Origin of the sequence: Neisseria sp. HMSC078C12, assembly GCF_001838065.1 — a bacterium.
Taxonomy (GTDB): domain Bacteria; phylum Pseudomonadota; class Gammaproteobacteria; order Burkholderiales; family Neisseriaceae; genus Neisseria.
The window spans coordinates 87269-105582 of sequence record NZ_KV835584.1 but is presented as its reverse complement, the minus strand read 5'-3'; the positions used below and the strand labels follow the sequence as shown (position 1 = coordinate 105582).

The 18314-nt window shown below is 51.8% G+C and carries 17 protein-coding genes; 12 read left to right on the top strand and 5 right to left on the bottom strand.

From position 1 onward, the window contains the following. Positions 1–70 precede the first annotated feature (70 nt). Positions 71–418, bottom strand: a complete 348-nt coding sequence (locus tag HMPREF2596_RS02115; RefSeq protein ID WP_036491610.1) for a cupin domain-containing protein — start codon at positions 416–418, stop codon at positions 71–73. A gap of 174 nt (positions 419–592) precedes the next feature. Between HMPREF2596_RS02115 and HMPREF2596_RS02110 the strand changes: the two genes are divergently transcribed. Then, positions 593–1483, top strand: coding sequence for a DMT family transporter (locus HMPREF2596_RS02110; protein ID WP_070849321.1), 891 nt, complete (start codon positions 593–595; stop codon positions 1481–1483). Positions 1484–1501: 18 nt separating this feature from the next. Further along, entirely contained in the window at positions 1502–1858 is a 357-nt protein-coding gene (locus tag HMPREF2596_RS02105; protein ID WP_003745709.1) for a SpoIIAA family protein, read from the top strand. Positions 1859–2013: 155 nt separating this feature from the next. On the opposite strand, the gene argS is transcribed toward HMPREF2596_RS02105, so the two are convergent. Next, positions 2014–3732 carry an arginine--tRNA ligase gene (argS, locus tag HMPREF2596_RS02100; protein WP_070849318.1) on the bottom strand — a complete coding sequence of 573 codons (1719 nt, stop codon included), beginning with the start codon at positions 3730–3732 and terminating at the stop codon, positions 2014–2016. 153 nt (positions 3733–3885) lie between these two features. On the opposite strand from argS, the gene HMPREF2596_RS02095 reads away from it, so the two are divergent. Together HMPREF2596_RS02095 and HMPREF2596_RS02090 are read left to right on the top strand one after the other, a co-directional pair. Continuing rightward, complete coding sequence (locus HMPREF2596_RS02095) at positions 3886–4422, top strand: isochorismatase family protein (protein ID WP_070849316.1); 537 nt, start codon at positions 3886–3888, stop codon at positions 4420–4422. 13 nt (positions 4423–4435) lie between these two features. After that, a complete protein-coding gene (locus HMPREF2596_RS02090; protein ID WP_070849312.1) occupies positions 4436–4936 on the top strand; it encodes a GNAT family N-acetyltransferase in 501 nt (166 codons plus the stop codon). A gap of 56 nt (positions 4937–4992) precedes the next feature. Here the strand turns inward: HMPREF2596_RS02090 and tehB are convergent, their stop codons facing one another. Both tehB and HMPREF2596_RS02080 read right to left on the bottom strand, forming a co-directional pair. Further along, a complete protein-coding gene (tehB, locus tag HMPREF2596_RS02085; protein WP_070849309.1) occupies positions 4993–5862 on the bottom strand; it encodes an SAM-dependent methyltransferase TehB in 870 nt (289 codons plus the stop codon). Between the two features lie 12 nt (positions 5863–5874). Next, positions 5875–6264 carry a PH domain-containing protein gene (locus HMPREF2596_RS02080; RefSeq protein WP_070849306.1) on the bottom strand — a complete coding sequence of 130 codons (390 nt, stop codon included), beginning with the start codon at positions 6262–6264 and terminating at the stop codon, positions 5875–5877. A 120-nt stretch (positions 6265–6384) separates the two neighbouring features. On the opposite strand from HMPREF2596_RS02080, the gene rnhA reads away from it, so the two are divergent. From rnhA to HMPREF2596_RS02060, 4 genes are all read left to right on the top strand, one after another. Continuing rightward, positions 6385–6822, top strand: coding sequence for a ribonuclease HI (gene rnhA / locus HMPREF2596_RS02075; protein ID WP_070849303.1), 438 nt, complete (start codon positions 6385–6387; stop codon positions 6820–6822). A 10-nt stretch (positions 6823–6832) separates the two neighbouring features. Next, positions 6833–7147, top strand: coding sequence for a hypothetical protein (locus HMPREF2596_RS02070; RefSeq protein WP_049335391.1), 315 nt, complete (start codon positions 6833–6835; stop codon positions 7145–7147). Beyond that, positions 7144–7542 carry an HIT family protein gene (locus HMPREF2596_RS02065; protein WP_049335390.1) on the top strand — a complete coding sequence of 133 codons (399 nt, stop codon included), beginning with the start codon at positions 7144–7146 and terminating at the stop codon, positions 7540–7542. The genes HMPREF2596_RS02070 and HMPREF2596_RS02065 overlap by 4 nt, the downstream gene beginning before the upstream one ends. A 73-nt stretch (positions 7543–7615) precedes the next feature. Continuing rightward, positions 7616–8809, top strand: coding sequence for an LD-carboxypeptidase (locus HMPREF2596_RS02060; RefSeq protein ID WP_070849300.1), 1194 nt, complete (start codon positions 7616–7618; stop codon positions 8807–8809). Positions 8810–8872: 63 nt separating this feature from the next. Here the strand turns inward: HMPREF2596_RS02060 and serC are convergent, their stop codons facing one another. Further along, positions 8873–9979 (bottom strand): phosphoserine transaminase, encoded by a 1107-nt coding sequence (gene serC, locus HMPREF2596_RS02055; protein ID WP_070849297.1) that lies wholly within the window; start codon positions 9977–9979, stop codon positions 8873–8875. Positions 9980–10322: 343 nt separating this feature from the next. On the opposite strand from serC, the gene rimP reads away from it, so the two are divergent. The 4 genes from rimP (at position 10323) to HMPREF2596_RS02035 (ending at position 18272) form a co-directional block, all read left to right on the top strand. Then, positions 10323–10754: a ribosome maturation factor RimP gene (gene rimP / locus HMPREF2596_RS02050; protein WP_070849295.1), complete on the top strand. Its 432-nt coding sequence runs from the start codon at positions 10323–10325 to the stop codon at positions 10752–10754. 27 nt (positions 10755–10781) lie between these two features. Next, the gene (gene nusA, locus HMPREF2596_RS02045) at positions 10782–12287 is read left to right on the top strand and encodes a transcription termination factor NusA (RefSeq protein ID WP_070849292.1); all 1506 of its coding nucleotides are present in this window, start codon (positions 10782–10784) and stop codon (positions 12285–12287) included. 11 nt (positions 12288–12298) lie between these two features. Then, complete coding sequence (gene infB / locus HMPREF2596_RS02040) at positions 12299–15187, top strand: translation initiation factor IF-2 (RefSeq protein WP_070849289.1); 2889 nt, start codon at positions 12299–12301, stop codon at positions 15185–15187. 349 nt (positions 15188–15536) lie between these two features. Further along, entirely contained in the window at positions 15537–18272 is a 2736-nt protein-coding gene (locus HMPREF2596_RS02035; protein ID WP_070849286.1) for a calcium-binding protein, read from the top strand. The last annotated feature ends 42 nt before the right edge of the window (positions 18273–18314 follow it).

The window sequence follows — 18314 nt, the reverse complement described above, 5'->3', positions numbered from 1 at the left end:
CAACGGTTGACTGAATAAACAAGGCCGTCTGAAACATTATCTTTCAGACGGCCTTTTATCATCTATCGGCTTACTTAATCAACGTAATCGCCACATCCGCATCTTCTGTTGCAACGGCCTCAATCACGACATCACCGCCAAACCGCAACACCGAGCCTGCACCGACCGTATGTTTTTCCTTCTGATTCAAGGTTACGTCAAAGCTTCCTTTTCCAACGGCAAAAATCAACGTTTTAAAACCCGGATGATCGTGCGGCTTAATCTGCTCCCCTTTTTTCATGTCTTTCTTAACGACCATGTAATTTTCGCCGCTGAAAATTTTACCGTTTTCAGAAGAAACCTCTCCCAAAGGCGCAGCAGAAACGGCAACGGAAAACAAAGCGGACAGCAATACAGCAGCAATATTGGCAACTTTCATAACAAGCCTTTCTTGAAAACAGGGCTTTCATTCTACAAAAAACCACCATATTATTCAATAATAATTCTCATTTCTTAATCTACAGGCCGTCTGAAACCCAACGATATTTTTCAGACGGCCTGATTGGCCTGTATAATATTCTCTTATTAATAAAACCGCTTTACATACCATCAAATGGAAACCGTCAGAAAAGATCCGCTCGGCTCGGCCTGGATGGTTATCGCCGCGCTCGGCTTTACCGTCATGAACCTCTCCATCAAAGCCGCCTCAACGCAATTCGGCTTTTCCAGCGGCGAGCTGGTCTTTTGGCGTATGCTGGTCTCCACCCTGTTCTTAGGCATCATGGCCAAAGCGCAAGGCAACACGTTTTCCACACCGCATTGGAAAACCCATCTCAACCGCAGCGTCATCGGCACGCTTGCCATGATGTGCACATTTTATTCCGTCATGCACCTGCCGCTGGCAACAGGCGTCACACTCAACTACACGTCTTCCATCTGGCTGGCCATCTTTTCATTTTTCATTTTAAAAGAAAGAATTACGTTTTACACCCAAGCCATTTTGGTTATGGGCTTTATCGGCGTTATCCTCTTGCTCAACCCCTCTTTTCAAGGCGGACAGGAATTTGCCGCGCTGGTCAGTTTGGCAGGCGGCGCCATGTCGGGCTGGGCGTATTTGCAGGTACGCGAACTCTCGCTTTTAGGCGAGCCGGGCTGGCGCGTGGTGTTTTACCTCTCGCTTACCGGCCTGATTATGGGCGCAGTCTGGAGTACCATCACAGGCTGGCATCCGCTGACCGTCTCTTCCCTGCCCTATCTGTCCGGCATCGGCATCTCCGCCATGATTGCCCAACTGGCCATGACCCGCGCCTACAAGGTCGGCAAGAAATTTACCGTTGCCTCGCTTTCTTACCTGACCGTCGTTTTCTCCGCTCTGTCCGGCGTACTGCTTTTCGGCGATAAAATCACTTGGCAGGAAGCTGTCGGCATGGTTATCATTGTTGCAGGCGGCGTGTTCAGCAGCTTTACTCCGGCCTCAATCAAAAAATTTCTGATGAAGCAATAATTTAATAAGGAGAACACCATGATTTCCATCCGCGAACAATCTTACGGCTTAAACGTAGCGCTGTACAACGAGTTCACTTTGGACGATTTCCGCCAATTGGAAGAAGCCTTGTTGGCCGCAAAACAAAAAATCCATCTGCCCGACATCCTGTTGGACTTGTCCATGTTGAAAGACTTCACCATCGATATGGCAGTCGAACAAATCAAATTCCTCAACCAACACGAAACCGACTTCGGCCGCGTTGCCGTCATTACCGACGACATCTGGATCAAACTTGGTGCGCGCCTTTCCAGCCTCTTGACCAACCAACATCCCAAATATTTCAGCGACGCCACCGAAGCACAGGCTTGGTTGTTGGCAAGCAATTTGAAATAAAGATAAGGCCGTCTGAACGCATTACCTGAGCAAATTCAAAACCGCTTAGGTTCAAACAACGGTATCACAATATTTTTCAAAGCATAAAAAAGGCCGTCTGAAACCTTGCAACCTGCAAAGTTTCAGACGGCCTTTCATCGTTTTTATTCAAAAACTTACATCACATCCAATACATCAATGCCCAGCAAATCCAAGCCTTGTTTCAGCGTGTCGCCGGTGAGTTTCGCCAGTTGCAGGCGGCTGTTGCGGGTTGCGCCCTCTGATTTCAAAATCGGGCAGGCTTCGTAGAAGCGACTGAACAAGGTGGCGATTTGATAGAGGTAGGCGGCGAGATAGTGCGGATACGCCGTGTCCGCTACGCTTTGCAGTACGTCTTCAAATTTCAGCAGCTCGGCGGCCAGTTGTTTTTCCAAAGGTTCGGTCAAAACGGTTGGCGCGGTTGCGTCCCATTCGCCTGCTTTGCGGAACACGCTTTGTACGCGAGTGTAAGCGTATTGCAGGTAAGGGGCGGTGTTGCCTTCAAACGAGAGCATGGCGTCCCAGTCGAACACATAATCGCTGGTGCGGTTTTTGCTCAGATCGGCGTATTTGACCGCGCCGATGCCGACGGTTTTGCCGATTTTCGCGGCTTCGTCCGCGCCCAATTCGGGATTTTTTTCTTTCACCAAAGCAGTGGCGCGCTCCACGGCTTCGGTCAGCAGGTCAACCAGTTTTACGGTGTCGCCGCTGCGCGTTTTGAACGGTTTGCCGTCTTTGCCCATCATGGTGCCGAAGCCGATAAACTCGGCTTTTGCATCTTCCGGCAGATAGCCTGCTTTGCGGGAAGTGGTGAAAAGTTGTTCGAAGTGCAGGGCTTGGCGGTGGTCGACGACGTACAACAGGCGGTCGGCTTTCAGACGGCCTATGCGGTAGCGCAGGCACGCCAAATCGGTGGAAGCATAAAGGAAGCCGCCGCCTTGTTTTTGCACGATAAATGCGGCAGGTTCGCCCTCTTTGTTTTTGAACTCGTCCAAGAACACGACTTTCGCGCCGTCGTCTTCGATCGCCAGACCTTTTTGAACCAAATCATCGACCACAGTCTGCAAATCGTCGTTGTATTTCGATTCGCCTGCCACGTCTTCGGGGCGCAGTTTCAAGCCCAGTGTGTCATAAACGGCTTGGGCGTGCGAGAGCGAAATATCGACAAACTGTTTCCACAATGCCAACACGGTTTCATCGCCGCCTTGCAGCTTCACAACGTATTCGCGCGCGGTGTCGGCAAAGGCAGGGTCTTCATCAAAGCGTACTTTGGCGGCACGGTAAAACTGTTCCAAATCCGCCAGCTCAAACGCAGCATTGTCTTTTTGCTGCTCAACCAAATAAGCGACCAACATGCCAAACTGCGTACCCCAGTCGCCGACGTGGTTTTGGCGGATGACGTTGTTGCCCATAAATTCCAACACGCGTGAAATGCTGTCGCCGATGATGCTGGAACGCAGATGGCCGACGTGCATTTCCTTTGCCAGATTGGGCGAGGAATAGTCGATAACGACGGTTTGCGGTTTGTCGGTTTGCGCTATGCCGAAACGCGCGTCGTTCAAGGCCGTCTGAATGTTTTGGGCGAGAAATTCGGGGCGCAGGCGCAGATTGATGAAGCCGGGGCCGGCCACTTCCGCGCTTTCAATCACGGCGTTGTCGGCCAATGCTTCAGCGACCTTTTGCGCCAACTCGCACGGATTTTGTTTGGCTTTTTTCGCCGCACCCATCACGCCGTTGATTTGGAAATCGCCGTGTTCAGCGTTTTTGGTCGGCTGCAAAACAACGGGGCTGTCGGCGATGCCTGCGGCGGCAAAGGCGGCGGCGGCTTCACGTTCGACGGTTTGGTATAAATTCATGTTGTCGGTCTCTATCAATTCAAATCAGGCGGTATTTTAAAAGAATTTCGGGCTTTAAAACAGGGCAAGCTGCAATACTTTTCCAGCGGCTTGTTATATGATTGCATTCTGATTCAACGATTTTGCTGTAAAGGCCGTCTGAAAGGAAAAGCCATGAACCCAAAAAATACGCTTTGTCTGATTGTCGATATTCAAGAACGCCTGCTGCCCGCCCTTTCCGGCGCGGACGAAATGTTGGAACGCTGCCGCCTGCTGATTCAAGGCTTGACGGCTTTGAACATCCCCTTTGCCGTAACCGAACAATATCCGAAAGGTTTGGGCAACACTGTGTCCGCCGTATCGCTGCTGTTGCCCGAAGGCACGCCTGTTGTCGAGAAAACCCGATTTTCGGCGTTTTTACCCGAAATTCAGGAAATCTTACACAAAAACGACATTAAAAACGTTATTTTAGTGGGCGCAGAAGCGCATATCTGTATGCTTCAGACGGCCTTGGATTTGAAGGCGCAAGGTTACGCCGTATCCCTGCCTTTTGAATGCACCGCCTCGCGCACGACGGCCAACCGCGACAATGGTTTGGCGCAACTGAGCCGTCAGGGCATTACCATTTCCAATGTCGAAAGTATTTTGTTCCAACTACTCGGTGATGCCAAACATCCGGCCTTTAAGACCATCTCCAAACTGATTCAATAAAAGGCCGTCTGAAATGCAATACACCATCCGCCCTGCCCTGCGCCAAGACTTGCCCGCCATCGTCGATATTTACAACAGCACCGTGGCCACGCGCCAATCCACGGCCGATTTGTCGCCGACCACAGTTGCCGAACGTGAAATGTGGTTTGCCGCACACACGGACAAACGCCCGATCTACGCCCTTTACGATACCGACGGCACCGTATTGGCCTGGGGCAGTTTCAGCGACTACCATCCGCGCTACGCCTACCACATCAGCGCGGAAGTCAGCGTTTATGTCCGCCACGACATGCGCGGCGCAGGCGTGGGCAAAATCCTGTTGCGCCATATGCTCGAACGCGCGCCGTCCTTAGGCATCCGCAACGTCATCGCGCTTGTGTTCGGCCACAACTATCCGAGCCTGAACCTGTTTCACCGTTTCGGTTTTGAAGAATGGGGGCGGCTGCCGCAAGTCTGCGATTTGGAAACCATGTTGGCAGATGTGGTGATTTTGGGCAAAAAGATTGTGGATTGATTACGGCAAAGGCCGTCTGAAAACTAAATTCAGACGGCCTTCTGACGGTAAAACCTTTATTGCGGTTTCTTCGCCAGCATGGTAACGAATTTAAACTGAATCGGATTGCCGAATTCGTCTTTCGCGTGCATCGAGCCCAGCTCTTCCTTATACTCCACCAATTCCCAATCCTTATAGTATTCGCGCAGCTCGCCCTCGCCAAACTTGAACGGGAACGGCATCGGGCAAGGGAAATCTTCCGTATCCATCGCAGACACGATCAGATTATAGCCGCCTGGGTTGGTGTGTTCCTTCATATTGGCAATCACGTCAGGAACGTAACGCGGCATCAGGAACATAAACACCACGGTCGCCACCATATAATCGAAGTTTTCCTGAATATTGGCGGCGTTGAGGTCGTATTCAAACGCGCGGACATTCAACTCTTCAATACGCGCCAGCTCTTCCACGTTTTGAACCGCATGGGGATTATTATCGACAGCGGTAACGTCAAAACCTTTCAAACCCAGATACAGCGCGTTGCGTCCCTGACCGCAGCCCATATCCAAAACCTTGCCGACGGGCACGATGCCTTCGGCGGCGCGGACGGCCGAATGTGTCGCGCTCATGCCGTATTTCTTATTGAAATAGTCCGCCGCCTCGCAGTAAAACGACAGTTGGATTTCCGTGTCTTGCGTTTGCGGCGCAATAAAGTGCCATGCTTGCGGATGGATAATCCAATCGCCGCTCTCAGGCGTCAGCTCGTGCGTAGCCGTAACATTGCCCGCTTCGTCCAATTCATTGAAGTTCAGACGGCCTTGGAGGACATTGAGGCAGCCCCAAGTACCGGAGGCGGTATTGTGTTTGGACAACAAGGCTTCGGGAATCTCGTCCGCCGTCCACACAGGCATCTGTTTGTAACAAAACAATTCTTGCTGTTCGCTCATCATATTTCCTTTCTATTTTGACGGTTTCAACACAGCTTCTGCCAAGGCTTTCTGAATGGCAATCACGCTCTTGTCGCTTTTAAACTGCAAGGTTTCGGTTGGCGCCTCGCTAGAAGAAATCCAAATCTTCAGCTCGGCATCCAAATCGAAATGACCCGAGGTTTCCACCGAAAAGCGCGATACGGAACGATACGGAATCGAACGGTAAGACACTTTCTTGCCGGTCAAACCCTGCTTGTCCACCAACACCAGCCGATATTCGGTAAACACAATCAAATCGCGCACCAGGCTGAATGCCATTCTTACCTGTTCACCATCAATCAGGATATTTGCCAAATCGCGTTCCACCGCATCGGTGTCTTTTTGCGAAGCATTGCCCAAAAGGCCGCTGAACAATCCCATATCTGCCTGCTTTCTATACGAGTGATAAAGTGCAGGGTATTTTACACGCGCAAACCGTATTTGCCGATATTTCAGACGGCCTTATGTTATGATACCGCCTTATTCGACAAAGACATGCCCATGGATAAACCCGTTTACCTCTACACAGACGGCGCATGCAAAGGCAATCCCGGCGCAGGCGGCTGGGGAGTGTTTATGCGCTACGGCACACACGAAAAAGAACTGTTCGGCGGCGAAGCCGAAACCACCAACAACCGCATGGAGCTGACCGCCGTCATCGAAGGCCTGAAATCCCTAAAACGCCGCTGCCAAGTCGTCATCTGCACCGACTCGCAATACGTCAAAAACGGCATGGAAAGCTGGATACACGGTTGGAAAAAAAACGGCTGGAAAACCGCCTCCAAAAAACCGGTTAAAAACGATGATTTATGGAAAGAACTCGACAGCCTGGTTCAACAGCACGAAGTCCGCTGGACTTGGGTAAAAGGCCATGCCGGACACCCTGAAAACGAAAAAGCCGACGAGCTCGCCAACCGAGGCGCGGCAAAATTTTTATAACATTTCACCCATGACTGCACTCAAACATCTCAAACCATTCTTTTGGATTGCCATCATTGCATTGATTTGTGTGACGCCCATAGCACTTATGTTCGCCTATTCGCCCTTTCATGATGTCAATGATTTTTTTCGCTTTGGCTTGTGCGATCACGTTAAGAGTGCCGAAGAATGTGCCGACTTAATCACGCCCTCCTATTTATTTTGGTGGTTTATACCTGAACCGTGGCTTTTCGCATTCATATCTCTGACTGCCATTTACCTTGTTCTAAAAATCCTGATTGAAATCATCCGATTCCTATTCAGACTGAGAAAGAAAAACCCATGACCTGCCCCATCTGCACTGCCGACAACGAAGATATTTTGCTGCAAACGCCAAACCTGCGCGTTATCGCCGTCCACAATGAAGCCGGCGCACCGGCATTCTGCCGCGTGATTTGGAATAACCATGTTTCCGAGATGACCGACCTTTCCCCTGCCGAACGCAATGAAATCATGGAAATGGTGTATCAGGTTGAAGCCGCAATGCGCCAAGTCTTCCGCCCGGCCAAAATCAATCTGGCCAGCCTCGGCAATGTTGTGCCTCACTTGCATTGGCACGTCATCGCCCGCTTTGAAAACGACGCCAACTTTCCTGCGCCGATTTGGGCCGCACCCGTACGCGAACACGGCATGACCCTGCTCGAAAATTGGCCGCAACAAATCAAAAACTTAATCGCTTAAACTTTCAGACGGCCTATAAGGGCCGACACGCCCAGTTCAGGCCGTCTGAACATATAACGAAAGGAAAACCTCAATGACTTCCACCACGCGCCGCCATTTTCTGCGCACCTGCTCTGCCGCGGCAGGCGCAGGGTTGTTGCAAGCCTGCGGTACAGGCACGACCACCACGCCGCAAACCAAAACCACTTCCACCACCGCGAAAGCCCAAACCGTGCAACCTAAGCAACCCCATCCGCCACGTTCCGGCGACAACCTCCTGCGCGTTGTTGCGCCGTCAGGCTTCGCCGAAGACCCCAACCGCGTAACCACCGGCCTGACCCGCCTCTACAACGCAGGCTTTACCGTAACCAACCAACAGGCAGGCAGCCGCCGTTACCAACGCTTCGCCGGCAGCGACGCCCAACGCGCCGCAGACTTCCAAGACGTTGCCAGCGGCCGCGTCGAAACGCCCAAAGTCCTCATGGGCCTGCGCGGCGGCTATGGCGCGGCACGTATCCTGCCGCAAATCGACTTCGCCTCACTCGGCGCCAGAATGCGCGAACGCGGCACATTGTTCTTCGGCTTCAGCGACGTGTGCGCCGTCCAACTCGCCCTGTTGGCCAAAGGCAATATGATGAGCTTTGCCGGCCCTATGGTGTACAGCGAATTCGGCAAAGTAGACCCCAGCGTCTTTACCATGGATTCCTTCATCCGCGGCACGACCAACAACGTCAACATCGTTGATGTTCCAACCATCCAACGCGCCGATGTCAACGTCGAAGGCACATTGTGGGGCGGCAACCTGAGCGTACTCGCTTCCCTCGCTGGTACGCCTTACATACCCGACATTCAAGGCGGCATCCTCTTTATCGAAGACGTCAGCGAACAACCCTACCGCATCGAGCGCATGCTCAATACGCTTTATCTGTCAGGTGTTTTGCAAAAACAACGCGCCATCATCTTCGGCGATTTCCGCATGGGCACCATCCGCGACGCGTACGATTCCAGCTACGACTTCTCCGCCGTCGTCAACCACATTTCGCGCACCGCCAAGATTCCCGTATTGACCGGTTTCCCATTCGGCCACATCACCAACAAAACCACTTTCCCGTTGGGCGCGCACGCCAAAGTCCGCAGTACCGGAAACGGCGGTTATTCCGTCACCTTCAGCGGCTACCCGACGCTGAACCCGTCCGCGCTGACGCTCAACAACCTGCTGCCGCCTCCCGTGCCGACTTACGACAGCACCATCTACCGCGACAGCATTACTGAAGAAGTGACCGAATAAGGCTTGTTCAAATCAAAAGGCCGTCTGAAACCCAGTTTCAGACGGCCTTTTTATATCTTCATCTTAACCGTAACGTCGTTGGAAATCTTTCATAAATTCAGCCAACGCGTTCACACCTTCAAGCGGCATCGCATTGTAAATGCTGGCGCGCATACCGCCGACGGTTTTATAGCCCTTGAGCAGGCACAAGCCCTGCAACTCGGCTTCCAACACAAAGCGGCGGTCCAAATCCTCGCTTGCGGTTTTGAAGACCACGTTCATTTTGGAGCGCGCATCAGGATGAATATCGTTGATGTAAAAACCGCCGCTGCCGTCTATCGTCTCATACAAGGTTTGCGCCTTCATTCGATTGACCGCTTCAATTTTCTTCACACCGCCCTGCGTTTGCAACCAGCGGAACACCAAGCCCGACATATAAATCGCATAGGTGGAAGGCGTGTTGTACATACCGTCGCGGTTGATGTGCGAACGGTAGTTGAACACATCGGGAATATCGTTCGGACAACGCTCCAGCAAATCCTCGCGGATAATGACCACGGTCGCGCCGGCAGGGCCGATATTTTTTTGCGCGCCGGCATAAATCAAGCCGTAATCGGATACATCAAACTCACGCGACAAAATCTCGCTGGACATATCGCACACCAGCGGCGGCAGGCCGTCTGAAAGTTTGGGGACGTTTTGATACTGCAAGCCGTTTACGGTTTCATTAATCGCAAAATGAACAAACGCGGAATTCGGGTTGACATCCCAATCCTCAACCGCAGGCAGGTTTTTATAGGCATATTGCTCGCCGCCATGCGCGGCCAAACGGATTTCAGCATCGCTCAAACGGCTCATCTGTTCATAGGCAATGCGACTCCAGTTGCCCGTTACCACCGCGTCGGCAGTCGCAAAACCGTGCGCCAAATTCATGGCCACCATATTGAATTGCGTGGTCGCACCGCCCTGTAAAAACAGGATTTTATAGTTGGACGGAATATTCAAAAGCTGGCGCAAGTCTTGTTCGGCATGATGCAGAATGCTCAAAAACATATCCGAACGGTGGCTCATCGCCATCACGGGGAAACCCGTACCGTTGTAGTCGAGCATTTCCTGTTGCGCGGTACGCAATACGGCTTCCGGCAATACGGCAGGACCTGCGGAAAAATTATAAATCGGGTGTGCGGACATAGCGGCCATCTTTCTTATTCGGAGGGTATGAAGAAATTGTAGAACCGCCTTGCACATTGTGCAAGCACGAAAAATCAGGAAATCCAAGGCCGTCTGAAAACAAAGCAATACCAATTCTTTGTTTTCCAAGATAATTTCAAAAACACCGCATCAAAACTTGTCAACAATTCCCTTTTCAGACGGCCTCATCCCAATCTCTTCCATTTAAGCAATCACTTCAAAAAATCCACGCCAAATCAACGCTTTTCTTTTATCTGGAAAACAGTTATAATAGGTCAATTTTTCAAATCACACGAAAAATGGCCGCGCGGCCATTTTTTTGTTTATGTACTTCTGGAGAAGCATGGATATTCAAAGCATTCTTGATAAAACCCTGCCCGGCTTGGGCTACGAGCTGGTCGATTTCGAACTGACCGCGCAAGGCGATTTGCGCATTTTCATCGATAAAGAAAGCGGCATCACCGTCGAAGACTGCGCCACTGTCAGCAACCATCTGAGCCGCGTGTTTATGGTTGAAGACATCGACTACAAACGTTTGGAAATCTCCAGTCCGGGCCTTGACCGTCCGCTGAAAAAAGCCGCCGACTTCGTACGCTTTGTCGGCCAGAACGCCAAAATCAAAACACGCCTGCCGATTGATGGTCAGAAAAACTTCATCGGCCGCATCGAATCTTGCGAAAACGACATCGTTACCGTCTCTTTCGACGGCAAAACTGCCCAAATCGAATTGAGCAACATCGACAAAGCCCGTTTGCGCCCCGAATTCAAATTTTAAAAACCGATTACTTGGAGATTCTAGAAAATGAGTCGCGAAATGTTACAGCTGGCCGAAGCGCTGGCAAGTGAAAAAAACGTTGAAACGGAAGTCGTATTCAAAGCCCTTGAATTCGCCCTCTCTACTGCCGCCAAGAAAAAAGCCGACCGCGAGCACATGGACGTGCGCGTCGAAATCGACCGCGATACCGGCGAATACCAAACCTTCCGCCGCTGGCTGATTGTTGCCGATGAAGACTACACCTACCCCGACGTAGAAAAAACCATCGAGGAAATCCAAGAAGAAATCCCCGGCACCACCATCCAAATCGGCGAATACTACGAAGAGCAGCTGCCAAACGAAGGCTTCGGCCGCCAAGCCGCGCAAACCGCCAAACAAATCATCCTGCAACGCATCCGCGATGCCGAGCGCGAGCAAAACCTGAACGAGTTCCTTGCTTCTAAAGAAGACATCGTTTCCGGCACCGTAAAACGCGTCGAGCGCCACGGCATCATCGTTGAAGTCGTCGCAGGCAAACTTGACGCCCTGATTCCGCGCGAAGAAATGATTCCGCGCGAAAACTTCCGCAGCGGCGACCGCATCCGCGCCCTCTTCCTGCGTGTGGACGAAATCGGCAATACCGGCCGCAAACAAGTCATTTTGAGCCGTACCAGCGGCGACTTCTTGGCCAAACTCTACGCCAACGAAGTGCCTGAAATTGCAGACGGCCTGTTGGAAATCCGCGAAGTAGCACGCGACCCCGGCCAACGCGCCAAAGTTGCCGTTAAAGCCAACGACCAACGCATCGACCCGCAAGGTACTTGTATCGGCGTGCGCGGTTCGCGTGTCAACGCCGTGAGCAACGAATTGTCCGGCGAACGCATCGACATCGTTTTGTGGTCTCCCGAGCCTGCCCAATTCGTGATGAATGCGCTGTCCCCTGCCGAAGTGAGCCGCATCGTGATTGACGAAGACAAACACGCCGTTGACGTGATCGTTGATGAAAACCAACTGGCGCTGGCCATCGGCCGCGGCGGTCAAAACGTCCGTCTGGCTTCCATCCTGACCGGCTGGCAGCTGAACATCATGACCGTTGAAGAAGCCGACGAGCGCAATGCCGCCGAAGACGCGGTTATCCGCAACCTCTTCACCACCCACTTGAACATCGACGACGAAACCGCCGATATTTTGGTTGAAGAAGGTTTTGCCACATTGGAAGAAGTGGCTTACGTTCCGGCGGCAGAATTGCTCGCCATCGAAGGCTTTGACGAAGAAATCGTTGAAACCCTGCGCAACCGCGCACGCGACGCCATCCTGACCATGACCATCGCGGCAGAAGAAAAACTAGGCGAAGTATCTGAAGACATGCGCAATCTGGATGGCGTAGATTCCGATATGTTGCGCAAGCTTGCCGAAGCAGGCGTGACCCAACGCGACGATCTGGCCGAATTGTCTGTTGACGAATTGGTCGAAATTACCGGTATTGACGAAGAAGAAGCCAAAAAAGTAATTTTGGCTGCACGCGAACACTGGTTTACTGAAGAAAACAACTAAGGGGGTACTGAATGAGTAATACAACCGTAGCACAATTTGCCGCCGAACTAAACCGCCCCGTCGATGATTTGCTTAAACAATTGAAAGAAGCCGGCGTCAACAAAAACAGCGGTAATGACAACCTGACCACTGACGACAAACAACTGCTGACCGCTTACCTGCAAAAGAAAAACGGCAGCAACAGCGGCACCATCAGCATCCGCCGTAAAAAAACCGAAGTCAGCACCGTTGACGGCGTAAAAGTGGAAACACGCCGCCGCAGCCGTGCCGTTACCATTCCTTCTTCCGAAGAATTGGCCGCGGAAGCCAAAGCCAAAGTAGCAGCTGAAAACCAAAAAGCCGAAGCAGAAAAAGCAGCCGCAAAAGCTGCCGAAGAAAAAGCCAAAGCTGAAGCAGAAGCAGCCGCAAAAGCCGAAGCCCGCGCCAAAGCAGAGGCCGAAGCAGCCAGACTGAAAGCAGCCAAAGCCGCACCAAAAGCAGAAAGCAAGCCTGCCGAAGCCAAAAAAGAAGAAGCCAAACCGGTTGAAGCCGCAGAAGCTAAAGTAGAAGCCAAAGCAGACAACAAGCCGTCTGAAAAATCCGTTGAAGCTGAAAAACCGGCCGAAGCCAAAAAACCTGCCAAAGCCAAACAAGACAAAAGCGGTAAAGGCAAAGAAGCGAAAAAGGCAGCCAAACCTGCCGCGCCTGCCGTACCGCAACCTGTCGTCAGCGAGGAAGAACAGGCTCAACGCGATGAAGAAGCCCGCCGTGCCGCCGCCCTGCGTGCGCATCAAGAAGCCTTGTTGAAAGAAAAACAAGAGCGTCAAGCACGCCGCGAAGCCATGAAACAACAGGCCGAGCAAGAAGCAAAATCTGCCAAAGAAGCCAAATCCAAATCAGGCGAACGCAACAAACCTGCCGAGAAAACCAAAGCCTCAACCGGCGAAGGCAAATCCGAACACAACGCGCGCAATAAAAAAGACGACCGCCGCGATCGTGACGAAGAGAACCAAGGCCGAAACGCCAAAGGCAAAGGCGGCAAAGGTGGTCGCGACCGTAACAATGCACGCAACGGCGACGACGAGCGCGTACGCAGCGGTAAAAAAGGCAAAAAACTCAAACTCGAGCCGAACCAACACGCCTTCCAAGCACCGACCGAACCTGTCGTACACGAAGTCTTGGTTCCCGAAACCATTACCGTTGCCGATTTGGCGCACAAAATGGCCGTTAAAGGCGTCGAAGTGGTCAAAGCCCTGATGAAAATGGGCATGATGGTCACCATCAACCAATCTATCGACCAAGACACCGCCCTGATTGTGGTGGAAGAACTCGGCCACATCGGCAAACCTGCTGCCGCCGACGATCCCGAAGCATTCTTGGATGAAGGCGTGGAAGCCGTGGAAGCCGAAGCATTGCCGCGTCCGCCGGTGGTTACCGTCATGGGTCACGTCGACCACGGTAAAACTTCCCTGCTGGACTACATCCGCCGTGCCAAAGTGGTACAAGGCGAAGCGGGCGGCATTACCCAACACATCGGTGCATACCACGTTGAAACCCCGCGCGGCGTGATTACCTTCTTGGATACTCCGGGTCACGAAGCGTTTACCGCCATGCGTGCGCGCGGTGCGAAAGCAACCGACATCGTGATTCTTGTGGTCGCAGCCGATGATGGCGTGATGCCGCAAACCATCGAAGCCATTGCCCACGCCAAAGCTGCGGGCGTACCGATGGTGGTTGCCGTCAACAAAATCGATAAAGAGGCTGCCAACCCCGAGCGCATCCGCCAAGAGTTGACCGCACACGAAGTCGTGCCGGACGAATGGGGCGGCGATGTACAATTCATCGACGTTTCCGCCAAAAAAGGCATCAATATCGACGCCTTGCTCGAAGCCGTCTTGCTCGAAGCCGAAGTTTTGGAACTGACCGCCCCTGTCGATGCACCAGCCAAAGGTATCATCGTTGAGGCACGTTTGGACAAAGGCCGCGGTGCGGTTGCCACCCTCTTGGTGCAAAGCGGTACGCTGAAAAAAGGCGATATGCTGCTGGCCGGTACTGCATTCGGTAAAATCCGTGCGATGGTTGACGAAAACGGCAAAGCCATCAATGAAGCCGGACCGTCTATCCCTGTCGAAATCCTCGGTTTGTCTGACGTACCGAACGCCGGTGAAGATGCAATGGTATTGGCGGATGAGAAAAAAGCGCGCGAAATCGCCCTCTTCCGTCAAGGCAAATACCGCGATGTACGCTTGGCCAAACAACAGGCCGCGAAACTGGAAAACATGTTCAACAACATGGGCGAAAACCAAGCCCAATCCTTGTCTGTCATCATCAAAGCAGACGTACAAGGTTCTTACGAAGCTTTGGCGGGCAGCCTGAAAAAACTGTCCACCGACGAAGTGAAAGTGAACGTGTTGCACAGCGGCGTGGGCGGCATTACCGAATCGGATGTCAACTTGGCCATCGCTTCCGGCGCATTCATCATCGGCTTTAACGTCCGTGCAGATGCTTCCGCACGCAAACTGGCCGAAAATGAAAACGTGGAAATCCGTTACTACAACATCATTTACGATGCCATCGATGACGTGAAAGCCGCCATGAGCGGTATGCTCTCTCCGGAAGAGAAAGAGCAAGTCACCGGTACGGTCGAAATCCGTCAGGTTATCTCTGTTTCCAAGGTCGGCAATATTGCAGGCTGTATGGTTACCGACGGCGTGGTCAAACGCGATTCCCATGTCCGCCTCATCCGCAACAACGTGGTCATCCATACCGGCGAGCTGTCTTCTTTGAAACGCTACAAAGACGATGTCAAAGAAGTCCGCATGGGCTTCGAATGTGGTCTGATGATCAAAGGCTACAACGAGATTATGGAAGGCGACCAACTCGAATGTTTCGACATCGTCGAAGTTGCCCGTACGCTGTAATCAGACAGGCCGTCTGAAAAATCAGAAGCAGGTTTTGCAATGCGAAACCTGCTTCTTTTTTTCAGACGGCCTTTTTACACTCTTCATAGTTTGAAACTATAGAAATCAATGTGTGGTATAGAAGGCACAAAACAATCAAACAAGGCAAAACCATTTAGTAAAAGAAGGGACGGCAAACACGGCCCGACAAGGCTCTCTAATTATTGTCATATCTTAATGTTTTTGTTGTTTTTATCAAATTTCGGCACTAGTATATATAGCCTAAACACAATACAAATTAAGCAATACCGGCCATATGCCGGATACGTTTACTTCCTTGTTACTCTCATCAATATCTAAAGAAAATATCATGACAACCGAAAAAGCAACCCGCATCCGCAATGCGCAATTTGAATTACGACATGCAGAGCAATTACAACCTCCCCCCCTTGCCCAAACAACAGGCACGCCCGGGGATGACGTTTATTATGTCACCCGCAGCGACGATAAAATCATTGAAGACCCAAACGGCGGCGATGATACGGTTTACAGCAGCGTCAGCTATACCCTCCCCAACTACGTTGAAAACCTTGTTTTGACCGGTACGGCCAACATCTTCGGCGCAGGCAACAACAGCAACAACATCCTCATCGGCAATGAAGGCCGCAACCGCCTCAACAGCGGGCGCGGTGACGACATCGTTTACGGCGGAGGCGGCAACGATTTCATCAACGGCGGCGAAGGCAATGACCGTCTTTTCGGCGAAACAGGCAATGACACCCTCAACGGCGAAGCAGGCAACGATGTGCTTGAGGGTGGCGAAGGCGACGACACCTACCTTTTCTCTGCCAAAAGCGAACAAGACACCGTCATCGACAACCAAGGCCACAACAGCATCCGCTTCCATACCGACCTGAGCCTTAACGATTTAACCGTCGAAGTTCGAAACAACGAAACCGGCGGTCAAGACTGGCTGATTGCCGTGAAAAACAGCAACGCCGTTTTAACAATCCAAAACCAATACACGCAAAACGGCACAACGCCGGCAGTCTCCCAATTCATCATCGGCACACAAAAACTGGATGTGAACAGCTTTGCCAAATATTTCAATATTTCCCTGACTGAGCATACCGAAAGCGGTAAGACTATCAATGGTAGCGACGGTAATGACCACCTGATCGGCACATCCGGCGATGATATTATCGACGGCAAAGCCGGTGCCGACATCATGGAAGGCGGAGACGGCAATGACACTTACTATGTTGATAACGCAAAAGACGTAGTTATCGAACAAGCTGGCGGCGGCGAAGACACCGTATTCAGCAGCATTTCATATACTGCAGCCACCCACGTTGAAAATGTTACTTTGACCGGCACAGCCAATATTTTTGCCGCCGGAAACAACAGCAATAACATCCTGACCGGCAACGAAGGCCGCAACCGCCTCAACAGCGGACGCGGTGATGATACCGTTTACGGCATGGGCGGCAACGACAACCTCAATGGCGGCGACGGCAACGATTATCTGGATGGCGGCGATGGTAACGATGCCATCAATGGCGATGCTGGCGATGATGTTTTGGTGGGCAGCAACGGCAAAGACATTCTGAAAGGCGGCGCCGGAAACGATACCTATATTTACGGCGATAACGATACCATTATCGACAACCAAGGCATCAATACCCTCAAGTTTTCAGACGGCCTGAACAATGCCAAGCTCAACCTGAAGACCATTCATAACGACGACGGCAGCCAAAGCTGGGAAATTACGTCGGAGCAAGGTTCAGCCCTGATTCAAAACCAAATCGGCGCAGATGGCAGCGTTTCCATCGACCGTTTCCAGTTCAGCGACCAAACCTACACTGCCGCGCAGTTCCAACAAGCCTTCCAAGCCCTGAAAGCCGAAACCATCAAATTTGTCGGTACAAACGGCGACGATACCTTGCATGGCGATGCAGGCAACAATGAAATCGACGGCGGCAACGACGGCCGAGACATCCTCTATGGCCACGACGGCGATGACATCTTGCGCGAACACAGCGAAACCTATTACGGCAACGAACCCGCTTCCGACGATAAACTCTACGGCGGCAACGGTAACGACAAACTCTATGCCCATGTAGGCGCCGACTTACTCGACGGCGGCGCAGGCAATGATTATCTGGAAGGCGGCGAACACAACGACACCTATGTTTTCGGAAAAGGTTACGGACACGACACCATTTTCGACTACAACTTCGGTTTCGACAACGAGGCCGGCCTGCACACGCTCAACGCCAACACCGTGAAATTTAGCGGCGGCATTACCCTTGACGACCTTGAAATTACTGTTGAAAAAGGTTACGACAAAACCGGGATTGCCGACCTGCCCGACAGCAACCAATTTGTATCTCCTCCCCTGCTGGATGGCGACACTTGGCATATCCGTATCAAAGGCACAGACGATGTTTTGACCATCAAAAACCAAAGCGGTATTTATGGGGCAATTTCCGAGTTTCAGTTTGACGGCAATGCCTCATACAGCACGGGCGAACTGATCAACCACTTCAAACTGTCTATCCCGCACATGATCGGCAACAAAAACATCGTCCAATACACCGGCCAACCCGTTGAAGAACTCAACCGGGATGTATACAACAACTTCAACCACACCATCCATGCCGATAGCGACAACAGCGATTTAGATTTGTCGCGTTACACTTCTGTTGTCGAATACAGGGGCAACCGCAGCGATGAAACCATTACTTTGGGCCGCGGCATCAACATCGTCGATACGGCCGGCGGCAACGACACCATTACCGACCCGGGTGCCGACAACACCGTCATCATGTTTGGCAGAAACAGCGGCAACGACACCTTTAATCCGTATGGAGGCAGCGATACCCAAGTCCGTTTCAAAGAAGGGCTGACGCTGAAAGATTTACAGTTGAAAACCGGCGATGATTGGGTCTTAACCATCAAAGATACAGGCGAAACCCTGACCATCCATGATATTGCCAACAATAATATCGACAGCTTTGTATTTGAAAGCGGTAAGAGCTACACCGCCGACGAAATCAGCAAAGCACTGATTACTGAAAATACGCAAAACAACGGTATCCTGTAAAACCCAAAGGCCGTCTGAAACCTGAATTCAGACGGCCTCAGT

Excerpts from the sequence above, each read along its gene's own strand:
- HMPREF2596_RS02115 (WP_036491610.1), bottom strand. The coding sequence starts at position 418 with ATGAAAGTTGCCAATATTGCTGCTGTATTGCTGTCCGCTTTGTTTTCC.
- HMPREF2596_RS02110 (WP_070849321.1), top strand. The coding sequence starts at position 593 with ATGGAAACCGTCAGAAAAGATCCGCTCGGCTCGGCCTGGATGGTTATC.
- HMPREF2596_RS02105 (WP_003745709.1), top strand. The coding sequence starts at position 1,502 with ATGATTTCCATCCGCGAACAATCTTACGGCTTAAACGTAGCGCTGTAC.
- argS (WP_070849318.1), bottom strand. The coding sequence starts at position 3,732 with ATGAATTTATACCAAACCGTCGAACGTGAAGCCGCCGCCGCCTTTGCC.
- HMPREF2596_RS02095 (WP_070849316.1), top strand. The coding sequence starts at position 3,886 with ATGAACCCAAAAAATACGCTTTGTCTGATTGTCGATATTCAAGAACGC.
- HMPREF2596_RS02090 (WP_070849312.1), top strand. The coding sequence starts at position 4,436 with ATGCAATACACCATCCGCCCTGCCCTGCGCCAAGACTTGCCCGCCATC.
- tehB (WP_070849309.1), bottom strand. The coding sequence starts at position 5,862 with ATGAGCGAACAGCAAGAATTGTTTTGTTACAAACAGATGCCTGTGTGG.
- HMPREF2596_RS02080 (WP_070849306.1), bottom strand. The coding sequence starts at position 6,264 with ATGGGATTGTTCAGCGGCCTTTTGGGCAATGCTTCGCAAAAAGACACC.
- rnhA (WP_070849303.1), top strand. The coding sequence starts at position 6,385 with ATGGATAAACCCGTTTACCTCTACACAGACGGCGCATGCAAAGGCAAT.
- HMPREF2596_RS02070 (WP_049335391.1), top strand. The coding sequence starts at position 6,833 with ATGACTGCACTCAAACATCTCAAACCATTCTTTTGGATTGCCATCATT.
- HMPREF2596_RS02065 (WP_049335390.1), top strand. The coding sequence starts at position 7,144 with ATGACCTGCCCCATCTGCACTGCCGACAACGAAGATATTTTGCTGCAA.
- HMPREF2596_RS02060 (WP_070849300.1), top strand. The coding sequence starts at position 7,616 with ATGACTTCCACCACGCGCCGCCATTTTCTGCGCACCTGCTCTGCCGCG.
- serC (WP_070849297.1), bottom strand. The coding sequence starts at position 9,979 with ATGTCCGCACACCCGATTTATAATTTTTCCGCAGGTCCTGCCGTATTG.
- rimP (WP_070849295.1), top strand. The coding sequence starts at position 10,323 with ATGGATATTCAAAGCATTCTTGATAAAACCCTGCCCGGCTTGGGCTAC.
- nusA (WP_070849292.1), top strand. The coding sequence starts at position 10,782 with ATGAGTCGCGAAATGTTACAGCTGGCCGAAGCGCTGGCAAGTGAAAAA.
- infB (WP_070849289.1), top strand. The coding sequence starts at position 12,299 with ATGAGTAATACAACCGTAGCACAATTTGCCGCCGAACTAAACCGCCCC.
- HMPREF2596_RS02035 (WP_070849286.1), top strand. The coding sequence starts at position 15,537 with ATGACAACCGAAAAAGCAACCCGCATCCGCAATGCGCAATTTGAATTA.